This window comes from Kitasatospora sp. NPDC001095 (assembly GCF_053598615.1).
In genome coordinates this window covers 279,131-300,951 of sequence record NZ_JBSFKQ010000004.1, presented here as the reverse complement: position 1 = coordinate 300,951, position 21,821 = coordinate 279,131, and the positions used below count along the sequence as shown (strand labels likewise).

The window sequence follows — 21,821 nt, the reverse complement described above, 5'->3', positions numbered from 1 at the left end:
GTATTGCGAAGATCGTCCCGCTGGCCGTCGTCGCCGCCGTCGGTGTCGCCGCCTGCGGCCCGACCAACGGCGGGTCGTCCGTCGCCGCCTCCGCCGCCACCCCCTCGGCCAGCTCCTCGGCCACCCCCGGCGCGGGTGCCGTCCCGACCACCCCCGCCCCGGCCGCGCCCACCGCCGCCGCGCCGGCCGCCACGCCCACGGCCGAGGCCCCGGCGGCGGAGGCCCCCGCCGCCGAGCCCGCCAAGCCCGCCGCCAAGCCCGCCGCGAAGGCCCCGGCCAAGCCGGCCACGAAGGCCCAGGCCAAGCCCGCCGCCGCCAAGCCCAGCGCGCCGAAGCCCGCCGCCCAGTCCGGCGGAAGCGGCATCGGGATCACCTTCAGCGGCCTGAGCGAGGGCGCGCAGATCGAGCTGAACGACCTGGTGACCTTCTCCGTCACCTGGAAGAACAACGACGCCACCGGCACCCGCAGCGTGGCCCCGGTGGTGGTGACCCAGCAGTACGAGGGCGCCCCCTGCGCGCGGGTGTCGGGCCTCGCCGACGGCACCCTGGAGCGAAAGGACGCCTCGGGCTGGAAGCAGCTGGACCACCTCAGCCAGGGCGCCGGGATGGACTACGTGATGAACCGCAGCGACGGGGCCTTCACGCTCGCCGCCGGCGAGAGCCGGACCATCGAGTACCGGATGCGGCTGTCCACGGCCAACCGCCCGGGCCGGCTCGGGATCGAGGCGGACGCCCCCGTGCCGAACTCCACGGACTACCAGGGCATCGCGAAGGCCGTGCTGAACGCCTCGGTCGTCGACCACCTCAGCCCAGAGGTGACCGGCGTGTCGAAGACGGGCCTCACGGTCGGGACGACCCCCGTCGAGTTCGGCTTCGAGGCCAACGCCGCGGGGGGCACCGCGAACCTGCGCCCCGTGGTGGGTGTGTCGAGCGCCTCGTGGCTGGCGGTGGGCGACTTCACGCTGGAGGCGAGGGTCGGCGCTGACTGGAAGCCGGTCGAGGTGCAGCAGGACTGCGACGGTCTGACCGCGGTCCTCCCGACCGGGATGGAGAGCAACCGGTGGGGTGACACGCTCGAGTACACCTTCCGGATCACCATGAAGGAGACCCCGAAGTACCCCGTGGAGGTCCAGGTGGGTGCCCGGTCGAACGGCCACCAGTCCGCCTACTGGGACGTCTTCGGCGACCGGGCCTGACAACCGGCCCGCACCTGAAGCCGAAGGGCCCGGCCTCCCACTGCTCGGGAGGCCGGGCCCTTCACCGCTGCGCGGCTCAGGCGAGCGAGGCCATCCAGGCCTCGACGTCCTCGGAGCTGCGGGGCAGGCCGGCCGAGAGGTTCTCGTTGCCGTCGGCGGTGACCAGGATGTCGTCCTCGATCCGGACGCCGATGCCGCGGTACTCCTCCGGCACGGTCAGGTCGTCCTGCTGGAAGTACAGGCCCGGCTCGACGGTCAGTACCATGCCCGGGACCAGCAGCGCGTCGACGTGCTCCTCGCGGCGCGAGTGGGCGCAGTCGTGGACGTCCAGGCCGAGCATGTGGCCGGTGCCGTGCAGGGTCCAGCGGCGCTGGAGGCCGAGCTCCAGGACCTTCTCGACGTCGTACACCGAGGCGTCCAGCAGACCCCAGGCGAGCAGCCGCTCGGCGAGGACGCGCTGCGAGGCCTCGTGGAAGTCGCGGAAGCGGGCGCCGGGCTTCACCGCGGCGATGCCGGCCTCCTGGGCGTCGTACACGGCGTCGTAGATCCGGCGCTGCAGCTCGGTGAAGCGGCCGTTGATCGGCAGGCTGCGGGTGACGTCGGCGGTGTAGAGGGTGCTGGTCTCCACGCCCGCGTCCAGCAGCAGCAGCTCGCCGGGGCGCACGTCGCCGTCGTTGCGCACCCAGTGCAGGGTGGTGGCGTGCGGGCCGGCCGCGGCGATGGTGCCGTAGCCGACGTCGTTGCCCTCGACCCGGGCGCGGCGCCAGAAGGTGCCCTCGATCCAGCGCTCCGAGGTGGCGACGGCCTGGCCCAGCTCGCGGACCACGTCGGTGAAGCCCTTGACGGTGGCGTCGCAGGCGGCGCGCAGCTCGCCGATCTCCCACTCGTCCTTGACCAGCCGCAGGCCGCTCAGGAACTCCTTGAACTCGGCGTCCTTGTCGGCGTCCAGGGCGTCGGCCAGCGCGGCCTCCAGGCCGGCGTCGTAGCCGCGGACGATCCGGGTCGGCACGGCGGAGTCCGCGGCCTTCGCGGCCAGCTCCTCGGCGGCCTGGCGCACGTCCCGGGCGGGCAGGCCGAGCAGCTGCTCCTGCTCGCTCAGGCTGTGCCGGCGGCCGACCCACAGCTCGCCGTGGCCGTCCAGCCAGAACTCGCCGTTCTCGCGGTTCGAGCGGGGCAGCAGGTAGAGCGCGAACTCGTGGCCGGTCGCTCCGGTCGGCTCGCCGACCAGCACCGCGTCCTCGGTCTGGTCGCCGGTGAGGTGGACGTACTCGCTGGAGGCGCGGAACGCGTAGTCGGTGTCGTTGGAGCGCACCCGCAGGTTGCCCGCCGGGACGACCAGGCGCTCGCCGGGGTAGGCGGCGGACAGCGCGGCGCGGCGCTCGGCCGCGTACGGGGCCTGGGCGACCGGGACGAGGCCGTGCAGCTCGGTGTCGGCCCAGCCGGACTTCATCGAGGCGGCGAGCTCGTCTGAGATCTCGCCGTAGAGACCGTTCTTGCGGCCCTTGAACTGCTCGGGCTCCTCGCCGCCCTCGGCCTCGGGGTTCTCGGCCACCGCGGGGGTACGGTCCTCGGTCACGTGCAACGCCTCCTTGGGGGTGGTACCGCCGCCCGTCGGGGGAGGTGTCGGATCGCGACACGCGCGGGCGGCCGTGCGTCCATGGTACGGACGTCCGGCCGCCCGTCCTCGCCCAGCCTTCGGCCGGGGGGACCCCAGGGCCCGAGCTGTTCCTCTCCTACTCGAAGCGGGCCGCCAGCAGCATCAGGTCGTCGGTGGCCGTGCCCGGGGTCTCCCGGTCCGGGCAGACCGCCAGCAGGTGGGCGCAGAGCCGGTCCGGGTCGATCCGCACGTCGCGCGGGGCGTCGGCGGCGGCCCGGCGCAGGTTGGCCTGCCCGGCGTGCAGGGTCGGCCCGCAGCGGCGGGCCAGGCCCTCGGTGTAGAGCAGCAGGGTGTCGCCGCGCTCGGCGGTGAACTCCACCCCGGGCGCCTCCCAGCAGGTCAGCATGCCGAGCGGGGCGGAGAGCGAGGTCTCGACGAACTCGGCGCCGTGCCGGCCGACCAGGACCGGCGGGCAGTGCCCGGCGCCGGCCAGGGTGATCCGGCGCTCCTCGGGCTCGACCCAGGCGTAGACGGCGGTCGCGGTGCGGGTCGGCTCGGTGGTCTTGAGCAGCAGTTCCAGATCCCCCAGGACGGAGACCGGGTCCTCGCCCTCCAGCACCGCGTACGCCCGCAGCGCGGCCCGGACCCGGCCCATCGCGGCGGCCGCGCCGGGGGCGGAGCCGGGGCCGGCCCCGGGGCCGTCGCCGGAGACGGATCCGACGGTGAGGCCGATGGTGCCGTCGGGCAGCGGGATCGCGTCGTACCAGTCGCTGCCGCAGGAGAGCTCCAGCCCGGCGGGGACCAGCCGGGCGGCCAGCCGCAGCCCGGCGGCCCGGGGGAGCCGGTCCGGCAGCAGTCCGCGGCGCAGCGCCTCGGTGGTGCGCGAGATCCGGTCCGACTCCAGTTGCTTGGCGAGCAGCGGGGCGGCGATCTCGCAGTAGTGGCGGGCCAGTTCCCGCTGGCAGCCGGTCGGTTCGGCGGGCTCGTCGTAGAACCAGAGGGCGGCGGCGAGCGGGCCGTCCTCGCCGGTGGCGAGCGGCAGGCCGTAGGCGCCGCCGAGGCCGAGGTGGACGGCGAGTTCGCGCAGCCGGGCGCCGATGGCCGGGTCCTCGGCGAGGTCGCGGGAGTGCAGGTGGGCGGGCCGGTCGAGTTCGCGCAGCAGCCGGGCCAGCAGGCTCTGCTCGGTCGGGACGGTCTCCAGGGCGCCGAGGCTGGCGCGGTCGAGGTTGAAGCCGACCGGCTGTCCCGGCCCGCCGCCGGGCCGCCTGGTGACCAGCACGCCGCGCCGGGCGCCGAGCAGGGCGGCGCCGGAGGCGAGGACGGTGTCCAGGGTGGCGGTCAGGCCGCGGGCACGGGCCAGCCGCTCGGTGTGCTCGTGCAGGCTGGTGAAATCGGACAGGCGTCCGGCCAAACGGTCCTGCACCACGGCGGACGGGGCCGTGCGGTCGTCCGCCGTGCCGTCCGGGGCGTCGACGGGGCCGGGCAGGTCCGGCAGGTCGAGGACGGTGAGCCCGCCTGCGCAGCCGGGTTCGCCCGGCTCGGCGGTCGTCGTCGACGGGACGGCCGCCGACGGGTGGGACTCGTTCATGCCGCCACTCCTGACGCGGTGCTACGTGCCATGCGAAACCCCCAGCTAAGGCCAATGTGGAGCGAGCACGGCCAAAGGGCGTGTTTCGCCTCGATTCGCTACTACTCGTCATTGATCGACAGCAATGCCACCACTTCTACACAGGCCATTCGGGGCATGTCCAGATCCAGGACGACGCGGTGGCCCGTTCCACATCCAGCGCGACCCGGTCGGGGGGCGCGCGGGGTCCGTACGCGCGCCGTGGAGCCCGCAGGCATGGAGCGGGCCGCGAGCGGGCAGAACCGGGAGGACGGACCCGGGCGGCCGTCCGGATCGTATGTCCGTGCCGCCCGTGAGCCGGGCCGGCCGGAACTCTCTCACTCGTACGGTGGAACCAAGCGCGCCCGGGCGGCGTCCATCCGGTCGCGTACGGGATTCTCGTTCCAAGGGCTGTGCCGGTGCGCGGCCCTTCATGTCGTGCTCCACACGCTCCACGTCGCAGCCGCGTTGTCCGCCCCGCCGCCCGCCCCGCCCCGCGCCGCCCGGGGCCCGCCCCGGCGGCCCGCACGGAGGAACCCGACGGACGCCGGTGGAGCGGAGCGAACCGAGCGGTCAGGGAAAGGAACGAGCGCCATGCGTGAGAACCCGAAGAGCCGGTCGGAGGAGCGTTCCGCCCGGTTGGCCGCGGCCCTGGCGGCCGCCGTCGACCACCGCTGGCCCGTGGTGCCGGGCACCGTGCTGTGCGACGGCCGCTGCTCCTGCGGCGACCCGGACTGCACCGTTCCCGGCGCCCACCCGCACGACCCCTCGCTGCTGGCCGCCACCACGGACGCCCGGATGGTGCGCTGGTGGTGGGAGCGGCGGTGCCCGGACGCGCCGGTGCTGGCCGCCACCGGCCGCACCGTCTCGGCGGTCAGCCTGCCCGCGGAGGCCGGAGCCCGGGCGCTGGTCTACCTGAGCGCGCTGCGCCTGCCGCTCGGACCGGTGCTGGCGATGCCGGGCCGCTACGCGCTGCTGGTGGCTCCGTACTCGCTGGACGCGCTTGGCGACATGCTCGCCCAACTCCCTTGGGTGCCGGGGTCGTTGCGCTACCACGGACCGGGCGGCTTCCTGCCGCTGCCGCCCGGCGGCGCGGCGGTGGGGGTCCCCGCGGCCGGAGGCTGGGGGCGGGTGCGCTGGGTGCTGGCGCCGCGGCCGGGCGCGGGCGGCGGGGTCCGGCTGCCGCAGGTCGGGCCGCTGCTGGGGGAGTTGGTGGAGGCGACGGTCCGACTGGACCGCGGACGCTCGGCCCACTGAGGGCGGGGGTCCGCGCGGGCGCTCCATCGGGGTGATCCGTGGGGGCGCTCCGATGGGGCGCTCCGGAAAAACAAAAGATCCGACCGCTGGCGACGGGGGATGCACCAGCGGCCGGACTCTTTAGACAGTAACAAGGATCCGCGCCCGCGCCAATTTCCAAGACGCCCTCCACGCCCGGAAATTGCGCGTTCACCACGACAATGTGACGCGTATCACGCGGATCCCGCGCGCTTTAGTTCAGGGTGACCTGACGGTTCACCAGGTTCGCGCGGGCGCGCCGCTCCTCGGCGGTCAGCGGGGTCCCGTCGGCGAGCACGGAGGCGAGCCGCGCGGCGAACTCGGCGGCCGGCTTCTCGCAGTCGGCGGCGGTCATCTCGAGCGGGAGGTCCCACACCGGGACGGTCAGGCCGTGCGCGCGGAAGGAGCCGACCAGGCGGGTGTCCGGGCCGAGCGAGGCCTCGTCGGCCGCGTTCAGCCGGGCCAGCGCGTCCAGCAGCTGCTCCTCGGGCACGGTCATCACCCAGCGCAGGTGGTTCTTGTCCGGGGTGCCGCACCAGTAGGCGGAGTCCACGCCGGCGAGCTTCTCGGTCGGGATGGCCGAGGCGTTGGCGCGCTCCAGGGAGGCGGCGACCTCGCCGGTGGCGGCCTCGGCGTCCTCCAGCCAGAACTCGAAGCCGGTGTGCACGGTGGGCGTGAACGCGGCGGTGGTGTCGAGCAGGTCCTGCAGGCGGCGCCCGCCCGGGACGGTCCGGCGGGCCGGCACCGGGCTGCCCGGCTCGGTGGCCAGGGCCAGCTCCAGGGCGTCCGCGAGATCGCGGCTGAGGTCGCCGGAGGCGGACTGGGTCTGCAGGCCGAGCAGGATCGAGCCGTCCTGGCGGCGCAGGGCCGGCCAGGCCAGCGGCAGCACGGTGGCGAGGGTCACCGACGGGACGTCACCGGTCGCGCCCTCGGCCACCCCGGCGGCCAGCGTCAGCGGCACCGTGGCGGCGGGCACCAGCTCGCGCAGCGCCACCCAGTCGGCCTCGCCGGGCAGGCCCTCGAACGGGCGGTGCACCAGCTCCTGGACCGCGTGCGAGGCCTCGCGGCCGTGGCACGCCTTGTACCGGCGGCCCGAGCCGCAGGGGCAGTCCTCGCGGGCCCCGACCACGGGGATCTCGCCCGTGACGGCGGTGGTGGACTGGCGCTGCGGCGCCTTCTTGGCGGCCTTCTTGCCCATGCTGCGGCTCTCCCGGGAACGGTGGTCCTGTGTCCCGGGAAGCCTAACGACACATTCCCCGAGCCCGGCTCATGCGCTACGGGCATCGCCTCCGGTGCGCCGGGCGTGCCGGGCCCGGGCGGGCAGCGCCGCCCAGACCGTGACCTCGCCCGGGGCGTCGCGCACGCCCCAGTCGCTCGCCAGCTGGTCGACGATGCTCAGGCCGCGGCCGCCGCGCGAGGTCAGCGAGGGACTCGCGGGCAGCGGCCGGGTGGCCGCCCCGCCGTCCGTGACCTCCAGGGTGAGCACCCCGTCGGCGTGCATCTGCCAGCGGACCAGCACCCCGCCGTCCGGCTCGTCCGAGCCCTCGGCGGACTCCCGGCCGCCCGGCGCGGCGTGCGGCCCGGACGGGACACCGACCAGGACCTGCCCGAGCACCTCGGCCCGGGAGCCGCGCCCCAGCGCCGGCAGCGGGCCGAGCGGACGGGCGTACCGACAGGCGTTGCTCAACAGCTCGGAAAGGATCAGAACAGCATCATCGATGACCGGTTCCGGTATCTGCCGGTCACCCAGATCTCGACGCAGTCGGCGCCGTGCGACCCCGACACTCGCTGGGCCGTGCGGCACTGCCATGGTCGATGAAGTCGGCACTTCACGCGCCACCATCAACGCCACCCCCGGACCTCCTTCAGCGTATGCCGAGGGAGAGATGCCCCTTGGTAATGCGTCGGAAACGAGCACCGGACGATCCCGCCCGCCCATTTCGAGCGCGGCGACCGACGGTCGACATCAGGTCATTCCGCGCTCACCCTCTGTCGCCCGGATGCGAGAATTCCGGCAATTTCGCGCAAGGAAGGTTTGACTGCTGACCAGAAGTGATCGGATCTGACGGTATGGCCCCGGCCGGTCCTCGGTGCGTCGGCGGATCACCAGGCGGTCACCGGCGCGATCACCGGGGCGGTCACCGGCGCGATCACCGGGGGACCGCCCGGCGATCGGCCGGCGATGATCCGGCCGTCAGTGGCCGAGCTGCGCCAGCACCTCCGCGGGCCGGTTGGTGATGATCGCGGACACCCCGAGCTCCAGGCAGAGCTCGACGTCGGCCGGCTCGTCCACCGTCCACACGTGCACCTCGTGCCCCAGCTCCCGCAGCCGGGTCACCAGCTGCGGGCGGGCCCGCACCAGTTCGATGCCCGGGCCGGCGATCCGCGCCCCGCCCGGTAGCGGCGAGCCCGCGCGCAGCCGGCCGAGCAGCGGCAGGGTCCGCTCGAACAGGAAGACCCGCCGGTACTGCGGCGCGGCGGCGACCACCCGGTCCAGCGCGACCGAGGAGAAGCTCATGATCCGGGCGGACGGGCGGCCGCCGTCCCGGGTCGCGCCGATCTTGAACCGCTCCAGCGTCCGCAGCAGCTCGGCCTCCACCCGGCCGCGGAAGCGCACCGGGTGCTTGGTCTCGATCGCCAGGTCCACCGGGCGGCCGCACTCCACCACCAGCTCCAGCAGCCGCTCCAGCCGCAGCACGCCGCGCAGCTCGGGGTCGGTGCTGGGGCGGCCGGTCTTCCAGGCGCCGAAGTCGTACGCCTCCAGCTCGGCGAGGGTCATGGCCGAGACGGTGCCCCGGCCGTTCGAGACCCGGCCGATCCGGCGGTCGTGCACGCAGACCAGCGCGCCGTCGGCGGTGACCCGGACGTCGCACTCCAGCGCGTCCGCGCCCTCGTCGAGCGCGCGCCGGTAGGCCGCGAGGGTGTGCTCGGGCAGGGCGTGGGAGGAACCGCGGTGGGCGATCACCTGGACGGTCGGCACGGTGCGCGCCGCCGTCGAGGACAGGTCTGGGCTGGTCACAGGCCCAACGATAGGTGGCGGAAGTGAAGCGCGGACAAAGACGGCCCCAACCGGTGGGGCCGTCTTCGCCGTGCTCAGGCGTGCTCAGTCGCGCTCAGTCGCGCTCGGGCGTGTTCTGCCGTGTTCCGCCGCGCCGGTTCGGTCAGGTCAGGTCCGGTCAGGGCCGGGCGGCGCGGCGGCCGATCGGGGTGAGCGCCCAGGTGACCAGGGCCGGCACCAGGAAGGCGAACAGCGAGGCCGAGGTCCACTCCCGCGGGGTGAAGTGCAGCGCCTCCTGGGCGGAGGTCCAGAAGTCCGTCCACCAGTCGGCCACCTTGGTCGGCGCGATGAACTGGTAGACGGCGAAGCCCAGCGCCCACGGCAGCAGCATCAGCCAGCGGGACGGCGCGTCGGCGGAGAGGTTCCAGCCGCGCCGGCCGGCGCCGAGGAAGTAGTCCACGACGAGCACCGCCAGCAGCGGCACGAACACCGAGCCGATCAGGCCGAGGAAGCCGTAGTAGGTGTCGGTGAACTCGTCGATCTGCAGCGCCAGCACGGTGATCAGCACGCCGATCGCGCCGGAGAGCACCCGGCGGTCCACCTTCGGCAGCAGGTTCTGCACCGACATCGCGGTCGAGTACACGTTGGCGAAGGACTGGTCCGTCTCGCGCAGCACCAGCACCAGCAGGAACAGCCAGCCGGCCCAGACCCCGAGGAAGGAGTCGAAGATCCGGTTCGGGTCGCCGCCCGACTGCAGCAGCGCCATCAGGCCGAGCACGTAGCACCAGACCTGGGCGATCGTGTAGCCGGAGAAGCTGCCCCAGAACGCCGAGCGCGGGGTGCGCGAGTGCCGGGTGTAGTCGGCGGCCAGCGGCACGAAGGAGACCGACACCGCGATCATCGCGTCGGTGGCGCCCAGGAAGCCGTGCCAGTTCCCCGCGCCCGGGTCCGGTACGCCCTGGCGGCCCAGCTGGACGGTGAAGTACACCATCGCCACCGCGACCGCCCCGGCCACGAAGCGGCGCAGCACCGCGATCGAGCCCAGCGGCCAGATGGTCAGCACGGTGGTCAGCGCGCCGGCGAGCAGGACGAACAGCCAGCGGTAGCCGGTGGTGTGGGCGACGGTCTGGGCGCCCGCCGAGATGGTCAGCAGCTCGAACACGCCCCAGCCGATGCACTGCACGATGTTCAGCACCGTCGGCAGGTACGACAGCCGGGTGCCGAACAGCCCGCGCAGGTTCGCCATCGCGGGGGCGCCGGTGCGGGCGCCGATCAGCGAGGCCAGGCCGAGCATCGCCGTGCCGACGACCGTACCGACGGTGATCGCGGTCACCGCGGCGGCCAGCGACAGCTCGCTGCCGGGGGCGCCGAGCACGGTGGCGGCCGTGGAGAAGCCGATCAGGCTGACGCCCAGGTTCATCCAGAGCGCGAAGTGGTCCCGGAAGCGCAGCGTGCGCGGCGGCTCGGTGTCGAGCACCAGGGGCGCCTCGACGTGATCGGCCCGCTGGGGGCGGTCCAGGACGGCCGTGGGCGTGGACCCGGAGAAACCCTTGGACTCGGGCGCACCCGAAGAAGAGGATGGCGAAGCAGGCGGCATGGCCGATACTCCCTACGCCGGCATTACCCGGACAGGTTCCGGCGGTCAGCGCCCCCTCGAACGTCCGTCACTCGCGTGGCGTACGGTCGACATGCGCACTCTCAGCCTGGTGGGTCCAAGCTCCCGCGTGTCAGTTGTGAGCGACAGGCTAACCGGCGCGGGGGCCGACACCCAAGGCCGAGGGCGTACGGTCCGCATCGCGGGACGCCCGGCGGGGGGAGGGGAGCCTCGGCCGTCGGTGCCGGCGTCGGTGCCGGCTAAGGATTCTTATGAGTTCTTCAGAGGGGTCCTTACGGCAATCGAATCGGCAGTGCGAAAAACTATGGTCCTTGGTTCTGCCAGCTATGGAGGTCGTCCGTGAGCACCGAGCGCGAGGTTGGGCCCGCCGGGCCGCAGGGGGAGCAGCCCGCCGGCCAGGGGGCGGCCGAGACCGCTCCCGAAGGCCCCGCTCAGGGCGGGCACCAGCCGACCATGGCCTTCCGGCGGGTGCCGGGGCCGGAGGCGGGTGCCGCCGATACCGCTGCCGTCGAGGCGGCGCCGCCCGTGGACGCCGTTCCGGCCGAGGGCGTCCCGGCCGAGGGGGTCCCGGCCGAGGGTGGGCACAAGCCCACCGTCGCCTTCACCAAGGTGCCGGCGCCGGAGTCCCCCGCCGCGCCCGTCGCGGAGGAGCCGGCCGTCGACCCGGCCACCGGCTACATCGACGCGCCGCCGCCGGTCCTGCCGCCCGCCCCGCCGTCCCCGGTCGCCGCCGCGCCCGCCGCCCCGGCCCTGCCGCCGGCCGGCAACCCGTACGCCACCCCGACCCACGGCGTCCCCGCCGCCGGCGCGCACGAGGGCTTCGGCGCCGCTCCGGCCGCCGCCCCCGCCGCGCACGGCCACCACCCCTTCGGGGCCGGCCAGCCGCTCGGCGGCTGGGGCCCCACCCACGACTCCACCTCCGGCGGCGCCGGCTACCCCGGAGGCCCGGCCGGCCCGCTCGGCTACCCTGCGGACTACCCCGGTGGTCCCGGCGGCCACGGCGGCCCGCGCAAGAAGCGCGGCGGCCTGGTCGCCCTGATCGCGGCCGTCGCGGTGGTCGCCGGCCTGGCCGGCGGCGCGCTCGGCGTGTCCGTCGCCGACCACGTCGACAGCAGCAACGCCGCGAACGACCACCGCAGCACCACCGTCCAGGCCAGCGACACCCAGAAGAACGAGCCCGCCCCCGGCTCGATCGCCGCCATCGCGCAGAAGGCGCTGCCCAGCGTCGTCACCATCAAGGCGCAGGGCAACGGCGAGTCGGGCACCGGCACCGGCTTCGTCTTCGACACCGAGGGCCACATCCTCACCAACAACCACGTGGTCGCGCCGACCCTCAGCGGCGGCAAACTGACCGTCAAGTTCGCCGACGGCACCTCCTACAGCGCCTCGGTGCTGGGCCACGCCGAGGGCTACGACGTCGCCGTGGTCAAGATCGACAACCCGCCCAAGAGCAAGCTGGCCCCGCTGCCGCTGGCCGACTCCGACAAGGTCAACGTCGGCGACGCCACTGTCGCGATCGGCGCGCCGTACGGCCTGGAGTCCACCGTCACCAGCGGCATCATCAGCGCCAAGGACCGCCCGGTGGCCTCCGGCGACGACACCGGCTCGCAGGCCTCGTACATGAACGCCCTCCAGACCGACGCCTCGATCAACCCCGGCAACTCCGGCGGCCCGCTGCTGGACTCCGGCGGCGCGGTGATCGGCATCAACTCGGCGATCCAGTCCAACGCCTCCGCCAACGGCCGGGCCGGCAGCATCGGCCTGGGCTTCGCCATCCCGATCAACCAGGCCAAGTGGGTCGCGGACACCCTGATCAAGACCGGCAAGCCGGTCTACGCCAAGCTCGACGTGCTGCGCAACGACGACTACAAGGGCGACGGCGCGCAGATCCAGACCAAGGACATCCAGGGCCAGCCCGCCGTCACCCCCGGCGGCGCGGCCGACAAGGCCGGCCTCAAGCCGGGCGACGTCATCACCAAGCTCGGCGGCGTCCCGATCGACAACGGCCCCGCCCTGGTCAGCCGGATCTGGACGCACAAGCCCGGCGAGACCGTCGACGTCGAGTACACCCGCAACGGCCAGACCCTCAACACCAAGGTCACCCTCGGCCAGCGCGAGGGCGACCAGTAACCCACGGCCCGCGCGGAAACGTGTGCACCGAACCCCTCCGGACCCGTTAGGCTGACCTCCGCCTGGAGAGCTGCCCGAGCGGCCTAAGGGAACAGTCTTGAAAACTGTCGTGCGGTGACCCCGTACCGTGGGTTCGAATCCCACGCTCTCCGCCAATAGGAGAACCACCTGCTCAGGGCGGGTGCCGACATCGTTCGGCACCCGCCCTTCGCGTTCCCCGGGGGGTGGTGGGCGAACGGGGTTGACCCTGACACGGTGGCAGGGGATGGAGTGGTCGCACCATGTTGAACATCGGAGACTTCGCCAGCCACGGCCGGGTGTCGGTACGGATGCTGCGCCACTACGACGCGATCGGACTGCTGCGGCCCGCCCGGGTGGACCCGGTCAGCGGGTACCGCTTCTACGAGGCGTCCCAACTCGCCCGGCTCAACCGGGTGATCGCGCTCAAGGAGCTCGGCTTCACGCTGCAGCAGGTACGGGCCGTCCTGGACGAGCGGGTGGACCCGGCCGAACTGCGCGGGATGCTGCGGTTGCGGCGGGCCCAGCTCGCCGAGGCGATCGCGGCCGACGAGCTGCGGCTGGCCCGGGTGGAGGCGAGGCTCCGGACGATCGAGAGCGAGGGGACCATGTCCGCACACGAGGTCGTGGTGAAGTCGGTGCCGTCCGTCCGGGTGGCCCAACTGAGCGGTGTGGCGGCGAGTTACGAGCCGGAGGACATCGGGCCGGTGATCGGGCCGCTGTTCGGCGAGCTGTGCGGGCGGCTGGCCGAGGCCGGGATCGAGGCGACCGGTCCTTCCGTCGCCCGCTACCAGGACGCACCGGAAGGCAACGGCGCGGTGCTGGTCCTGGTGGGCATCCCGGTCGGTTCGTCGGTGCGGCCGGGCACGCACGACTTCGAGGTGCTCGACCTGCCGCCGATCGAGGAGGCGGCGACCATCGTGCACCGCGGCTCGATGGACGAGGTGCTGGGCAGCAGCCAGGAACTCGCCCGCTTCATCGAGCAGAACGGCTACCGCTCGGCCGGCTACGCCCGGGAGCTGTACCTGGAGTGCCCGGAGGACCAGGCGGGGTGGGTCACCGAGCTCCAGGAGCCGGTGGTCCGCCGGTAGTTCGTCGGTCGTGCGCTGGTGGCGGTGCCCGCGTGCTTGCCCTCGACCTGGTCGAGGGGCCTAGCGTCGCCCGGCATGACCACCACCACCGGCGCACCGGCCCCGGTCGCGCTGCCCCGCCCGTACCTGTTCTGGCTGGCCGGGGTCCAGGCCGGACTGCTGGGCGACGCCGCGCTGTACTTCGCCCTCGGCTGGGCCGCCTCCGCGCACGGCGGCGGCGCGGCCGGGCTGGTCCTGACCGCGATCACGGTGCCGCGCACCGCGCTGGTCCTGCTGGGCGGCGCGGTCGCCGACCGGTTCGGCGCCCGCCGGGTGATGCTCGTCGGGGACACGGTGATGCTGGTCGCGACGGGCGCGCTGGCGCTGGTGGCGGCCGACCGGGGCACGCCGCTGTGGCTGCTGGTCGCGGCGGCGGCCGTGATCGGGACGGTCGACGCCTTCCACCTCCCGGCGAGCGGCTCGATGCCGCGCCGCCTGGTGCCCGCCGACCGGCTGCCCCGGGCGCTCGCCCTGCGGCAGGCCGGCGGGCAGAGCGCCGTCCTGCTCGGGGCACCGCTGGGCGGCCTGCTGGTCGCGGCCGGCGGGCTGTCCGGTGCGGCGCTGGTGGACGCGGCGAGCTTCGGGGTCGTGCTGCTGGTCCTGCTGCGGGTGCGCCCCGGGGAGGAGGGGCCGTCCGGCCCGCGGGAGGGACTGCTGCGCGAGGCGGCGTCCGGAGTCCGGCTCGCCCTGGCCGATCCGCTGCTGCGGGCCGTGCTGCTGCTCACCGGCGCGGCGGCCGGGGCGCTGCTGCCGGTGGTGTCGCTGCTCGGCCCGCTGCTCGCCCGTGCCCACGGCTGGGCGGCCGGGACGGCTGGACTGGTGAGCGCCGGGCAGGCGGCCGGGGTGCTCGCGGTGGCCGCCCTGGTCGCTCGGCGGGGCGGGCTGCCCCGGGCCGGTGTGGGGGCGGCGGCCGGGCTCTGTACGGCCTCGATGGGGACCGCGCTGCTGGCGCTGGCCGGGGAACCGGCGGTGGCGGTGGCCGGCGGTGCGGTGGCGGGCCTCGGCTCGGGGCTCTTCGCCTGCCACCTCGGACCGCTGGTGCTGACCGGCGCGCCGCACAGCCACCTCTCGCGGGTCCAGGCGCTGCTGACGCTCGTGCAGAGCCTGGCCCTGGTGCTCGCGAACGCCCTGCTGGGGCCGCTCGCGGACGCGGCGGGCGCCACCCTGCCCACCCTGCTCTGTGCCCTCGCCACCGCCACCGCGGGCCTCACCGCCCTGGCCACCCCGGCCCTCCGCCGGGCCTGAGCCACCCGACCGCCCGCCCGCAGTCCGGCGCCCTTCCACCTCCCCGCTCGCTGTCCGGCTCCCTTCCGTCTCGCCGCTCGTCCCCCCGCCCGTCTCAGGGCCCACTTGCCCGGCCCCCGCCGTCCGGGCAGAGTGCGGAGGTGGAGGCGGCCGGACGGCGAGTGGAGGCGGCGATGAGTGATCTGACGGACCGACTGGCGCAGGCCCTCCCGGACGGGGCCGTCGTGGTGGACCCGGACGTGACCGCCGCCTACCGCCACGACATGGCGGGCTTCTGCGCGGCCGGGCAGCCCGCGGTGGTGGTGTTCCCGGAGACGGTCGAGCAGGTGCAGCACGTCATGCGCACCGCGACCGAGCTGCGCGTCCCCGTGGTGCCCCAGGGCGCCCGGACCGGGCTGTCGGGGGCGGCGAACGCGGTGGACGGCTGCGTCGTGCTGTCGCTGGTGAAGCTGAACCGGATCCTGGAGATCGACCCGGTGAACCGGATCGCGGTGGTCGAGCCCGGCGTGGTGAACGCCGAACTATCCGGGGCCGTCGAGGAGTTGGGCCTCTCGTATCCGCCGGACCCGTCCAGCTGGGAGTCCTGCACGATCGGCGGCAACATCGGTACCGGTGCGGGCGGGCTCTGCTGCGTGAAGTACGGCGTCACCAGCGAGTACGTGCTCGGGCTGGACGTGGTGCTGGCGGACGGGCGGCTGCTGTCCACCGGTCGCCGGACCGCGAAGGGCGTGGCCGGGTACGACCTGACCAGGCTGTTCGTCGGTTCGGAGGGGACGCTCGGGGTGGTGGTCCGGGCGGTGCTGGCGCTGCGGCCGGCGCCGGCTCCCCAGCTGGCGCTGGCGGCGGAGTTCCCGAGCGCGCAGACGGCCGGGGCGGCGGTCTGCGAGGTGATGGCGCGCGGTCTGACCCCGTCGCTGATGGAGCTGATGGACGCGGTCTCGGTGCGGGCCGTCAACGAGTTGGGGCGGATGGGCCTGCCGGAGTCCACCCAGGCGCTGCTGCTGGTGGCCTTCGACGGGCCGGACCGGGTGGCGGAGCTGGCCCGGGTCGCGCGGCTGTGCCGGGAGGCCGGGGCGACCGAGGTGGTGCCGGCCGAGGACCGGGCGGAGTCCGACCTGCTGCTGGCCGCCCGGCGGATGGCGCTGCCCGCGCTGGACCGGCTGGGCACCACGATGATCGACGACGTGGCCGTGCCGCGCTCCCGGCTGGCGGAGCTGCTGGACGGCGTCGCGGTGATCGCCGAGCGGCACGGACTGACCATCGGCGTGGTCAGTCACGCCGGGGACGGCAACACCCACCCGATCGTCATCTTCGACGCCTCGGACGAGGATCAGGCGGCCCGCGCCCAGCGCTCCTTCGACGAGATCATGGCACTCGGGCTGGAGCTGGGCGGCACGATCACGGGGGAGCACGGGGTGGGGCTGCTGAAGCGGGACTGGCTGGCGCGTGAGCTGGGCCCGGTGGCGCTGGACCTGCAGCGGCAGCTGAAGTCGGTCTTCGATCCGCTGGGAATCCTGAACCCCGGCAAGATGATCTGATTTCCATCGATACATCTCATCTGGGCGAGCCCTCTGCGCCCACCTTCCCGCTGCCGAAGTGCGACTTTCCGACGGTCTGCGAATTGTCGGAAAAGTCGACACGGGAGGGTGACCGAACTTTTCAGGGGCGCGCTCATGGTTCGCATGCGCCGGGGTGGTGCGCTCGGCGGGCCGCGTGACGGCCTTGCGCCGCCCTCCCGGGCGTCTCGGTCGACGGCCGTCCGGGCGAAGTTCCCAGCTCGGGCGGGGTGTGTCGCCGCCTGGACCGCTTTCCGGGCCGTTATGCGCGGTCGCACTGATATCACGCGAACGGGCGAAATCTTCCCCATGAGCTAGCGCTTTGTCGATTTGTTGCGGAAGTCTGTCTTCCGGCGCCGCAGTTCGCAGGTGTTCGTCTCGCTGACGAACCTTGCACACCTTGATCGACCACTGCCCGATGAACGGATTCCCGGAGGCACCCATGGCACGCGTCCACACCCGTCGAAAAACCGGGCTGCTCCTGGCCGGGCCACTCGCGGCCGGCCTGCTGCCGGCCGGTGCCGGTGCCTCGAACCAGGACGACACCGTCGCCGTGAAGGACAACGCGGGCACCGTGCAGGGCGGTCAGGGCAACCAGGACGTCACCGTCGTCGTCGCCCCGACCTTCAACTGACCGACCGCACGGCCGAGTGACGGCACCGGGCACCACGGAAGGCGGGGGCGCCTGACGTGGGCGTACGCGGGTGAGCTGAGCAGCCGCGAACGGGCCAGGACCGGATCGGAACGGCCGGAACGGACACCGAGAGCCAGCGCTTCACTGACACCGAGGAGCCGACGCTTCACACCAGAGGGAACAGCGCATTCGACCGGCCCGCGGAAAGGGTCACCGCGAAACCGGTCTCGTGGGCGGTGCCGCCATCGGCACCGCCCACGAGCGTGTCCGGCGCCGGTGCGTCCGCCCCCGGATCCCCCCGCCCGGGCACCCGTGAAGGGCCCCGGAACACCCCGCTGACCGGCCCAGATCCATTCATCGAGGGCCCGCGCCCGGAGCCGTCGGTCTACGGCGGTACGGTTGCGCTCCGACAGCGCACCCACGTGCCCGGCCCGGAAGGCCCGGCCCGGCCGGGGTGGCGACCGCGGCAATCGGAAGGAAGGGCGCGCGATGGCGGCGGAGGAGGAGGGCCTGACCGGCCCGGACGGGGCCAGGCCCGCGGCGGAGCCCGGGGCGGACCCCGCGGAGGCGCGCCCGGAGCCGTCGGCCGAGCCGGTCCACGAGCACCGGTCCGCCCCCAGGTCCGTCCCCGAACTGCTGCTCGGCCGCCCGCCGATGGCCCGCCCGCTGCCGTCCTTCGACCACGAGGCCGCCCCCGCCGAGCCGGGCCCGCTGTTCGTGGACTGGCTCGAAACCGCGCTGCACGCCGGTGTGCTGGACCCGCAGGCCTTCACCCTCTCGACCGTCGACGCCGACGGCATGCCGGACGCCCGGGTGCTGGTGCTGCGCGACGTCGACGCGGCCGGCACCGGCTGGAACTTCTCCGCGGACGCCGACAGCGTCAAGGGCCGCCAGCTCGCCGCCCACCCGGCCGCCGCGCTGACCGTCTACTGGCCGCAGCTGGGCCGCCAGGTCCGGGTGCGCGGCACCGTCGAGCGGGCCGCCGACCTGGTCGCCGCCGCCGAGTTCGCCACCCGCTCGCCCGCTGCCCGGGTCGTCTCGCTGGTCGGGCGGCAGAGCGAGCCGCTGGGCTCTCTCGACGAGTACGACGAGGCGGTGGCGGTCGCCCGTCGCCGACTGGAGGCGCACCCGGACGCGGTGGCGCCCGGCCACGCGGTCTACACCCTGTGGGCGCAAGAGGTGGAGTTCTGGCAGGGCGACAGCCAGCGCCGCCACGTCCGGCTGCGCTACACCCGCATCGGCCCGGTCAGCTCCGCGGAGTGGTCGCGCACCCTGCTCTGGCCGTAGTCCGCGCACGGCCCTGCGCGGACTACGGCCTCCGCAGGCACCCGCGGGGCTACCGCCGCCCGGTCAGCGTCGCGCCCACGCTGGCCGCGACCACGCAGCCGATCCCGGCCAGCTGCGGCGCGCCCAGCAGCTGGCCCAGCACCACCAGCCCGACCAGTGCGCTGACCGCCGGCTCCAGGCTGACCAGCACGCTGAACACCCGCTGCGGCATCCGTCGCAGCGCGGTCATCTCCAGCGCGTACGGGATCACCGGCAGCAGCAGCGACACCCCGGCCACGGCGGCGAGCAGCGCCGGAGCCGAGGCCCCGGGGGCCGTCAGCCCGTGCCAGGCCTGGCCGAGCCCGAACGGCGCCAGCGTGAGCGCGCCGACCGTCATCGACACCGCGAGGCCCTGGAACCCCTGGAAGGTCGCGCCGACCTTGTCGGTGAACAGGATGTACAGGGAGTAGCAGGCGGCCGCCCCGAAGGCGTACAGCAGGCCGACCGGGTCGAGCGACCCGCCGCCGTCACCCTCGCCGAGCAGGGTCAGCAGCACCACGCCCGCGGCCGCGAGCAGCGCCCAGAGCAGGTGGCTGGCGCGCCGGGCGAAGACCAGGGCGACCGCGAGCGGGCCGAGGAACTCGATGGTCGCGGCGGTGCCCATCGGCAGCCGGTCGATGGCCCCGGCGAACAGGAAGGTCATCCCGGCCGAGGCCATGCCGAGCAGCGCGGCCGCGGCGAGGTCGCGCGGGCGCTTGTCGCGCAGCTTCGGCCGGGTCACGGCGAGCAGGATGACGGCGGCGAAGCCGAGCCGCAGGAAGGTCGTGCCGCTGACCCCGAGCGGGCCGAACAGCGGCTTGGACAGCGCGATGCCGGTCTGCACCAGGAACATCGCGGCCAGACAGAGAAGCGGCGCCGGGATCCGCTCCGGGCGCCGCAGGACCTTGCCGAACCGGCCGGGGGATCGGCCGGTGTGGGTTCCGGGTGGCGCCGCGGGTCCGGACGCCCCACCTCGTCGCCAGCTTCCCCGCTCGCCGGCAGGCTCGCCCTTGGGGGCGGGCGGCATGGCAAGGGCCTCGGCGACGGCGGCGGCCGACGACGAGGCGGTGTGGGTTTCGCTGGTATGGGAGGTGGGCATGCTTGTGAGTTTGCCGTAAGGAGTGATGAACGGGCAAGCTCGTTACAAAAATCGGGACGGATCCGGACGGGTGCGTCCGAAAGGGTGGACTCCCGAGGGTGCCGCGGCGTGGTTGCCGCAGCCGTCCGACGGACCGTCAGTAACAAGGCGGGGTGCGCCATCTCCGCCCCGCCGCCCTCCTCGCCGCCGCCCTCGTGCTCCTGCTGGCCACCGACGGGACGGGCGTGAACGCCGAAGCCGCCGCCCGGACCGCCGCCGCTCCCCGCGGCCGGGCCGTCACACTGGCCGACCGGTCCGGCCCGCCCCGGATCCGCGACACCTGGAGCGGCCCCGCCTTCGACGCCTGCACCGCACCACCGCTCGACACCCTGAAGGCCTGGCGCGACGCCTCCCCCTACGGGGCGCTCGGCATCTACACCAGCGGCTCCCAGCGCGGCTGCACCCAGCCCCGGCTCACCGCCGAGTGGGTGCGCCAGGCGCGGACGATGGGCTGGCGGTTCCTGCCGGTGCACGTCGGGCTGCAGGCGCCGTGCGCAGACCCGGGCCACAAGCCCAAGCGGATCGACCCGGTGAACGCCGTCGAGCAGGGCCAGGAGGAGGCGGGCGAGGCCGTTCTGGCGCTGCGCGCGCTCGGGCTCGCCCCGGGCAGCCCGGTCTACCTGGACATCGAGGCCTACCCGCCGCGCGACCCGGTCTGCGGCCAGGCGGTGGTCGACTTCACCCTCGGCTGGACCGCCGGCCTGCACGCCGCCGGCTACGGATCCGGCTTCTACTCCAGCCTCGACTCCGGCATCGCGGACCTCGCCGCCGCCGCCCGGGCCGGCAGCTCCCCGCTGCCCGACGCGCTCTGGTACGCCCGGTGGGACGGCAAGGCCGACACCGACGGCTCCGGCGGCATCGCCCCCGACCTCTGGAGCTCCCACCAGCGCGTCCACCAGTACAACGGCAACGTCGAGGAGACCTTCGGCGGCGCCACCCTCACCGTCGACCGCAACCACGTGGACGGCCCGACCGCCCTCTGAGACCCGCGGATAGGGTGGCCCCCGATCGAGCACGGGGGGAACGGCATGACGAACGGCCAGGGGTACGGCGGCACCGGCGGACACGGCGCGCCGCCGCCGCAGTACCCGTACGGGCAGGCGTCGTACCGGCAGAACCCGTACGTGCAGAGCCCGTCCCCGCAGAACCCGCCCCCGCAGAACCCGTACGCGCAGCCGGTGCCGCCGTCGCAGCCGTACCCGCCCCAGCAGCCGCACGGGTCCGCCCCGCCGAGGCCCGCGAGCGGGCTTCCCGGCGGCTTCCCCGGCCCCGCGCCGCGCCGCGGCCGCGCGGCGGTGCTGACCCAGTTCCTCCTCCAGTGGATCTACGCACCGCTCTGGATCCTCGGCCTGGTGCTCCTCTTCGTCCTCCTGATCTTCGCCGACAACGTCGGCGGCGGGGCCGGCCCCAGCTCCGACGGCTGGCTGAAGGTCAACCGCAGCTTCCTCCCGCCGCGCCGGCTGCGGGCCGAGCTCACCGGCCGCCCGGAGGACTGGGAGCGCTACGTCGCCCCGATCCTGGCGCGCCGGATCGCCGCCGCAGAGGCGGCGTACGCGGCCGGCGACGGCGAGGTGCAGGCGGACCTCGGCCGGGTCGTGCGGGTCGGGCTCGCGCTGCGGCTCTACCGCGGCCTCGGCGCGGCCGGCGTGGTGCGGCTCGCCGAGCGGCACGGCTGGCACGGCGTGACGGCCGGGACCGACGCCGGGCACGTCCGGCTCGCCCGCCACTTCCCCGCCCCGGCCGTCCCGAACGCCCCCACCCCGCAGGACCCGCCCGCCGCCCCCGGCACCCCGTGGGGCCCGCAGCCGGTCCGCTTCGCGCCGCTGCTGCCGTTCGTCCTCCTGCTCCAGATCGTCTACGTCCCGGTGTACGGCCTGCTCACCTGCTGGGTGAGCCGCCCCGAGCCCGACTACTGGGACCGCTGGGGCGCCCGCTGGACCGTCGGCCCGCGCGCCTTCCGCGCCGAGTTCACCAACAGCCCCGCCGCCTGGGACCGCCACATCCGCCGCATCCTCGACCGCGACACCAAGCGCATCAGCACCGCCGCCCGCACCCCCGACGGCCCCCGAGTGGACCGCGTCCACCTCAAGCGCGCCACCTACCGCGGCGCCGGCGCCCACCGGGCCCTGTGCCTCGCCGCCGAACAGGGCTGGACCCTCGACCCCGCCTACGCCCCCGACCCCGCCAACTCCCTCCGCCTCACCCGCCCCACCCTCCCCTGACCCACCCGAGAGGGGCCGGGGCGGAACCGGGACGAATCCGTGATCCGTGCAACGGGGTCGGGATACTGACAGCGGGGGGTGGGGGCGGCACAATCGGGCACGTCCGCGCGCATTACCGCCCGGTAGGTGCCGCAGGCGCTGCCGCCAGTGCCGCCA

The 21,821-nt window shown here is 74.5% G+C and carries 17 protein-coding genes, 1 tRNA gene and 1 riboswitch; of the genes, 11 read left to right on the top strand and 7 right to left on the bottom strand.

The window, feature by feature from the left end; translation table 11 throughout:
• Positions 1–1,196 (top strand): hypothetical protein (locus ACWDBB_RS06765; protein ID WP_449788530.1); only part of this gene is annotated, 1,196 nt, incomplete at its 5' end.
• A gap of 76 nt (positions 1,197–1,272) precedes the next feature.
• Here ACWDBB_RS06765 and ACWDBB_RS06760 read toward each other — a convergent pair.
• Together ACWDBB_RS06760 and ACWDBB_RS06755 are read right to left on the bottom strand one after the other, a co-directional pair.
• A complete protein-coding gene (locus ACWDBB_RS06760; RefSeq protein ID WP_449788529.1) occupies positions 1,273–2,772 on the bottom strand; it encodes an aminopeptidase P family protein in 1,500 nt (499 codons plus the stop codon).
• 157 nt (positions 2,773–2,929) lie between these two features.
• On the bottom strand, positions 2,930–4,381 hold the full coding sequence (locus tag ACWDBB_RS06755; protein WP_449788528.1) for a PP2C family protein-serine/threonine phosphatase: 1,452 nt from the start codon (positions 4,379–4,381) through the stop codon (positions 2,930–2,932).
• A gap of 612 nt (positions 4,382–4,993) precedes the next feature.
• Here ACWDBB_RS06755 and ACWDBB_RS06750 point away from each other — a divergent pair.
• The gene (locus tag ACWDBB_RS06750; RefSeq protein WP_449788527.1) at positions 4,994–5,656 is read left to right on the top strand and encodes a bifunctional DNA primase/polymerase; all 663 of its coding nucleotides are present in this window, start codon (positions 4,994–4,996) and stop codon (positions 5,654–5,656) included.
• A gap of 232 nt (positions 5,657–5,888) precedes the next feature.
• Here the strand turns inward: ACWDBB_RS06750 and ACWDBB_RS06745 are convergent, their stop codons facing one another.
• From ACWDBB_RS06745 to ACWDBB_RS06730, 4 genes are all read right to left on the bottom strand, one after another.
• Positions 5,889–6,872, bottom strand: coding sequence for a DUF5926 family protein (locus tag ACWDBB_RS06745; protein ID WP_449788526.1), 984 nt, complete (start codon positions 6,870–6,872; stop codon positions 5,889–5,891).
• A 69-nt stretch (positions 6,873–6,941) separates the two neighbouring features.
• Positions 6,942–7,517, bottom strand: coding sequence for an ATP-binding protein (locus ACWDBB_RS06740; RefSeq protein WP_449788535.1), 576 nt, complete (start codon positions 7,515–7,517; stop codon positions 6,942–6,944).
• Positions 7,518–7,868: 351 nt separating this feature from the next.
• On the bottom strand, positions 7,869–8,693 hold the full coding sequence (locus ACWDBB_RS06735; RefSeq protein ID WP_449788525.1) for a glycerophosphodiester phosphodiesterase: 825 nt from the start codon (positions 8,691–8,693) through the stop codon (positions 7,869–7,871).
• A 157-nt stretch (positions 8,694–8,850) separates the two neighbouring features.
• The gene (locus tag ACWDBB_RS06730) at positions 8,851–10,269 is read right to left on the bottom strand and encodes a purine-cytosine permease family protein (RefSeq protein ID WP_449788524.1); all 1,419 of its coding nucleotides are present in this window, start codon (positions 10,267–10,269) and stop codon (positions 8,851–8,853) included.
• Positions 10,262–10,406, bottom strand: a riboswitch (TPP riboswitch). (Overlaps the previous gene by 8 nt.)
• Before the next feature lie 220 nt (positions 10,407–10,626).
• On the opposite strand from ACWDBB_RS06730, the gene ACWDBB_RS06725 reads away from it, so the two are divergent.
• The 7 genes from ACWDBB_RS06725 to ACWDBB_RS06695 all read left to right on the top strand — a co-directional run bounded on the left by ACWDBB_RS06725 (position 10,627) and on the right by ACWDBB_RS06695 (position 18,287).
• On the top strand, positions 10,627–12,417 hold the full coding sequence (locus ACWDBB_RS06725; RefSeq protein WP_449788523.1) for a trypsin-like peptidase domain-containing protein: 1,791 nt from the start codon (positions 10,627–10,629) through the stop codon (positions 12,415–12,417).
• 64 nt (positions 12,418–12,481) lie between these two features.
• A tRNA-Ser gene (locus ACWDBB_RS06720) sits at positions 12,482–12,572 on the top strand.
• Between the two features lie 126 nt (positions 12,573–12,698).
• The gene (locus tag ACWDBB_RS06715; RefSeq protein ID WP_449788522.1) at positions 12,699–13,526 is read left to right on the top strand and encodes a MerR family transcriptional regulator; all 828 of its coding nucleotides are present in this window, start codon (positions 12,699–12,701) and stop codon (positions 13,524–13,526) included.
• A 75-nt stretch (positions 13,527–13,601) separates the two neighbouring features.
• Positions 13,602–14,810, top strand: a complete 1,209-nt coding sequence (locus ACWDBB_RS06710; RefSeq protein WP_449788521.1) for an MFS transporter — start codon at positions 13,602–13,604, stop codon at positions 14,808–14,810.
• A gap of 173 nt (positions 14,811–14,983) precedes the next feature.
• The gene (locus ACWDBB_RS06705; protein WP_449788520.1) at positions 14,984–16,348 is read left to right on the top strand and encodes an FAD-binding oxidoreductase; all 1,365 of its coding nucleotides are present in this window, start codon (positions 14,984–14,986) and stop codon (positions 16,346–16,348) included.
• 460 nt (positions 16,349–16,808) lie between these two features.
• Positions 16,809–17,000, top strand: coding sequence for a hypothetical protein (locus tag ACWDBB_RS06700; protein ID WP_449788519.1), 192 nt, complete (start codon positions 16,809–16,811; stop codon positions 16,998–17,000).
• A 489-nt stretch (positions 17,001–17,489) separates the two neighbouring features.
• Positions 17,490–18,287: a pyridoxine/pyridoxamine 5'-phosphate oxidase gene (locus tag ACWDBB_RS06695; protein ID WP_449788518.1), complete on the top strand. Its 798-nt coding sequence runs from the start codon at positions 17,490–17,492 to the stop codon at positions 18,285–18,287.
• 49 nt (positions 18,288–18,336) lie between these two features.
• Here the strand turns inward: ACWDBB_RS06695 and ACWDBB_RS06690 are convergent, their stop codons facing one another.
• Entirely contained in the window at positions 18,337–19,404 is a 1,068-nt protein-coding gene (locus tag ACWDBB_RS06690) for an EamA family transporter (RefSeq protein ID WP_449788517.1), read from the bottom strand.
• 152 nt (positions 19,405–19,556) lie between these two features.
• Between ACWDBB_RS06690 and ACWDBB_RS06685 the strand changes: the two genes are divergently transcribed.
• Together ACWDBB_RS06685 and ACWDBB_RS06680 are read left to right on the top strand one after the other, a co-directional pair.
• Positions 19,557–20,426, top strand: a complete 870-nt coding sequence (locus tag ACWDBB_RS06685) for a DUF1906 domain-containing protein (protein WP_449788516.1) — start codon at positions 19,557–19,559, stop codon at positions 20,424–20,426.
• A 45-nt stretch (positions 20,427–20,471) separates the two neighbouring features.
• Positions 20,472–21,665, top strand: a complete 1,194-nt coding sequence (locus ACWDBB_RS06680) for a hypothetical protein (RefSeq protein WP_449788515.1) — start codon at positions 20,472–20,474, stop codon at positions 21,663–21,665.
• Positions 21,666–21,821 lie beyond the last annotated feature (156 nt).